This is a genomic window from Micromonospora sp. RTBAU3-60 (assembly GCF_054963695.1).
The window spans coordinates 1-4,422 of the sequence record NZ_JBUEGB010000152.1 but is presented as its reverse complement, the minus strand read 5'-3'; the positions used below and the strand labels follow the sequence as shown (position 1 = coordinate 4,422).

The window sequence follows — 4,422 nt, the reverse complement described above, 5'->3', positions numbered from 1 at the left end:
GGCCGGCTCTGACGCAGACGGGCAGCCGTCCGATCCAGCGGAAACTGACCCGTTTGGTGTTGACCCGGATATTTCTGCCCTGTGGGATAACCCGCCGGGGGAAGCAGACTTTTTCGATATGAGGACACCGGAGCCCGGCTCGGGGTGGTTGCCGCCGGGCTGGCAATCGGAAATGATCGAACAGTTGTCAGCCGTTGCGGCCGCTGACGAGGCGGCATTCCGGCAGTGGGCGGACGAGGTGTTCCACATCGATCCTGCGCTGCTCGGCCAGGGAAGGTCGCCGCACCTCGCCTTCTACAAGTCGGTGTTGAACGCCTACCCGGAACTGCTGGCGCAGGAGGGCGTCACCGACCTGCGTGGAGCGCGCGCGTGGGCGACCCGCCGACTGGCCGTCGACCTCGCCAGGGGTGATGAGTCGAAGTTCAGAGAGCTTCTGCCGTATCCGGAGAGCGTATCCCCGCAGCGCCGAAAGGCCCTGCACCGGCTCTGGCTCGGCAAGGTCGGGCACGCCTACGCCGACGGTCACGACATCTCGCATGTGATTCCCCATATCTTCGCCGGGGAGTTGGGCACGCCGATGCGGGTCCACCATCCATTCGGTGCCCCGTACGACATCGGCCCGCCGCCGGTTGCCGGTGTCACCCGGCAACCAGTCGTCTGGTTGAACGGCGCCTACATCATCGTCCAACCTCGTGACCCACACGATGACCGCATCGCCGCCCGCATCGCTGAGGGCTTCTCGCGGACATCGGCGACCGACCAGGCCCAACAGGCCACCTTTGAGGAGGCACTCCGTCAGCTGCGGGAGGAAATCGACGAGGCGGAATCGAATCTGAATCCGACCGACATCTACGGGATCATCCAACAAGACACATTCCACCGCAAGCTTGCGCTCATCCGTCAACACCCCATCTCCCCCCGCAGCCAGGTCCAGGAACTCGCAGAAAACCTCCGATACCTCCGCAGGCTCTACCTCCGCAGCCACAACGTAGACGGCGGCTGGAAAGACCAGAACTCATGGCAACTCGAGGACCCAATCACCATCAGCTTCACCGCTTCCATCCTCAGCGGTGACTACCGACCAAGTTTGGTGGCCAGGCTGGGCGGCAACCCGGAACGTCTCGCCGTTGTAGACGACGTGGCCATCGCGGGCGATGTGGTCAATGTGAGTTTCGGGAAGCTCAACGGAGTAGGCGTCGGTATCGTCAAAATCCGGTACACCGTGGACGGCAGAACCGAACGCGCTATCTACCGAAAGGTCCCCCGCGAGTTCACTGACGACGAGCTGCGCGCCCTGAGGAAAAAGGTGCCCGGCCGGGAGTGGGAACTCGAAGACCGATGGTTCTCCGAGGACTTTTACCACATGGAGTTCCATGTGGACAAAAAAAGGAGGCTGACCCGTTCCTTCGGACATGGTAAATTCACTATCCCGAATAACAAGATGGTCGACGGAAGTCCGTTTACCTTTCCGGCCGACCTGAAGGAGGTCATTCTCCGGCTCGGGTATGGCATGGATGATCAACCCTTCGGCGTCGTGATTATCCCGGCCGACAAGAACATGACCGGACGGACTCTGTACCTGGAAATGGACCCTGCCCCCACCGCGTACGACATCAAGGGGATGCGCAGTTATGCGCTGTGGGAACGAGATGACCGTCGTTGGTTCCTTTTCAATGAAATATCTGCCAGTTCCGAAATGTGGTCGCGCAAAGTGTTGCCCGGCCTGGACATGAGAATCAATGGTTCGACCAAGACGTTCGATGGGAAGGAGGTGGATCTCTCTCAGGGCACGGAGGTCAAACTGCGGGTAGGATGGATGGAGACGTCCGGACCGGATGCCGGCGCAGGGGTTCTCTCCGAAAACCTTTTCGCCGTGGTCGGGGCGCCGTTGGTCCCAAGACCGGATTCGCCGGCGCCCGAACCCGAATACGCCTACCGGCTCATCGAAACAACCGTGCAAGGCAAAGAGGAATTCGATGCTCTCGCCGAAACGCTCAAGCATCGAGAGGAGCTGGCGCTGAGGCGGCGGGGTCTGCAGCCCGCACCAGACCCCCAGCCCTCGGAGCCAGCCCCCGATGCGCTGTCCGACCTGCCAGCGACGATGGAATGGTCCGGCCCGGCCGTTGACTCGGCGTTGTCGCTGGAGGGCTCCGTGCCGGTCGGGCCCTCGGACCTGCAGGGAGGCGTCACCTCCGCCGGCTTGGTCGACGTGGCCTCGGGTGGACTGCTGTCCGGTCCTGCGGGAGATTACGACCTGTCCGGTTTTGACCCGGGGATTCTTGACGCGGGGGAGGGGTCGAATTCGGGGGCGGGGGCGTATCTGTCGACGTCGGCGCTTGGTTCGGGGTTGTCGCTGGAGGGCTCCGCACCGGTCGCGTCGGGCCCGCTGGCAGGGGTGTCATGGGTGGGCGGGGCGGACCCGGGGCCGAGCGGGGCGATGACGGCCGGTGGGTCCGGTGGTGTCGCGCCGGACTTGCAGCGGAGCGTGGACGCGGCGATCACCCAGTTGTCGGCCGGGGTAACCCGTGACCAGGCGACAGAATTCGAGCAGTGGGCGGACCAGGTCTTCAACATCGATTCTGCGCTGTTCCGCGGGGGGACGCACCTCGCCTTCTACAGGTCGGTGTTGAACACCTACCCGCAGCTGTTGGCGCAGTGGGGCGTCACGAGCGTGGATGGACTGCGCGCATGGGTGGTCCGTCAACTGGCCGACGACCTTGCCCGGGGTGAAGAGTCGACGTTTAGAAAGATTCTTCCGTATCCGGGGGACGTGTCCGAGCAGCGGCGGAAAGCCCTGGAACGGATCTGGCTCAGCACGATCGGAAACAACCAAACCTTGGATCGCGACGTCGCGCTTGTGCCTCTCCATGTGCTGGCCAAGGAGTTGGACCAGCCGATGCGGGTCCACCATCCGTTCGGGGCCCCGTACGACATCGGCCCGCCGTTGGTTCCCGGTGTCACCCCGCAACAGGTCCTTCGGTCGAAGGGCGCCTACGTCCTCGCCCAACCTCGTGACCCACACGATGACCGCATCGCCGCGGGCTTCTCCCGGCCCGACCCTGGCGAGCAGCGCCAACAGGCTGGGGTGTTTGAGGAGACACGTGGTCTGCTGCGAGCGGCAATCGCCAAGGCGGAGAAGAATCCCGACAACACCTACTCGCGCATCCGGCGAGACTCATTCCACCGCAACCTCGCGGCCATCCGTCAACCCCCCATCTCCCCCCGCAACCAGGTCCAGGAACTCGCCGAACACCTCCAATACCTCCGCGACCTCAACAACCAAGGCAGCGGCTGGAAAGACCAGCTCCCAGGGAACCTCGAAGACCCATTCACCATCCGCGTCCCCACCACCTCCGCGCGGCATGACATGGGCAGCGACATAAGGGAGCTAACCCGTCCGGACCCAGCGCTGCGCATCAAAGTGAGCGGCAAGGACATAGTTCTCGGACATCTCAGTGGACTCGTCGTCGTGGGTGATGTTGTCAATATCATTTTCGGGAAGGTCGGCGAAAAGGGCGTCGGGTTTATCGAAATCCCGTACGTTGTGGACAACGGCGCTGGAAGCGTCATCTACCAACCGATCAACCGCGAGTTCACTGACCGCGAGCTGGCCAATCTGAAGCAAAAGGTGCGTGTGGCTTGGGAATTCTACCCCCCATGGATGTTCAGCGCTTCCTATAACATCACGACGCGTCTGTTGCAACCCCGGAGAGAATTGGGCATACGCCTCGGCGGGGAGGGCGGGGCAGGTCGGGTCCATGCCACCGCCCGTCAGGTCCGTATCCCACAGGTCGAGGTGGCCGACGGAAGAAGGTTTGTCTTTCCTGCGGACATAAGGGAGGTTCGTCTCGAACTCGCGTATGACATCTTTGGTCGACCCATCGCGGTCGTGATACTCGAAGAGAACCCTATCAAGCAAACCCTGTACCTGGAGTTGGTCAAGCCCGCCCCCACCGTGCCCGATATCGGTCGGCTGCTGCAGACCGGAAACGTGCTGTGGGAGCGAGAGGATCGGTGGCATCTTTACGACGCAATATCTATCGAAGACATAATGTTGGCGGATGGCCGAATGCCTAACCCCCTGCGTCTTAGGCTGGGCAATTCGGTCGACGTGATGGGTGGCGGGAAGGTGAATCTCGATAAGGGAACGCTGATTACCCTGAAGGTAGGGCAATTGCCGCGGCCGGTCGGATTGGATGTCGCCATCGACATTTTCGCCGTGGTCAAGGCGCCGTTGGTCCCAAGAGCGGATTCGCCGGTGCCCGAACCTGAATACGCCTTCCGGCTCGTGCTCGTGGGTCTGGACAAGAGCATCGACGAGTTCGAGGCTATTAAAGCCCAGATCCAGGCGCGGCAGGAGCGCAAAAAGCGAGCCGAGACGGGAACTGGGCGGGCCCCGAAACGTCGGCGCACCCAGGGTGG

The 4,422-nt window shown here is 62.6% G+C and carries 1 protein-coding gene; it reads left to right on the top strand.

Annotation, left to right across the window (positions count from 1 at the left end):
- Positions 1-118: 118 nt before the first annotated feature.
- On the top strand, positions 119-4,422 hold a 4,304-nt coding region (locus tag ACY34I_RS40120; protein ID WP_462760739.1), incomplete at its 3' end, for a hypothetical protein.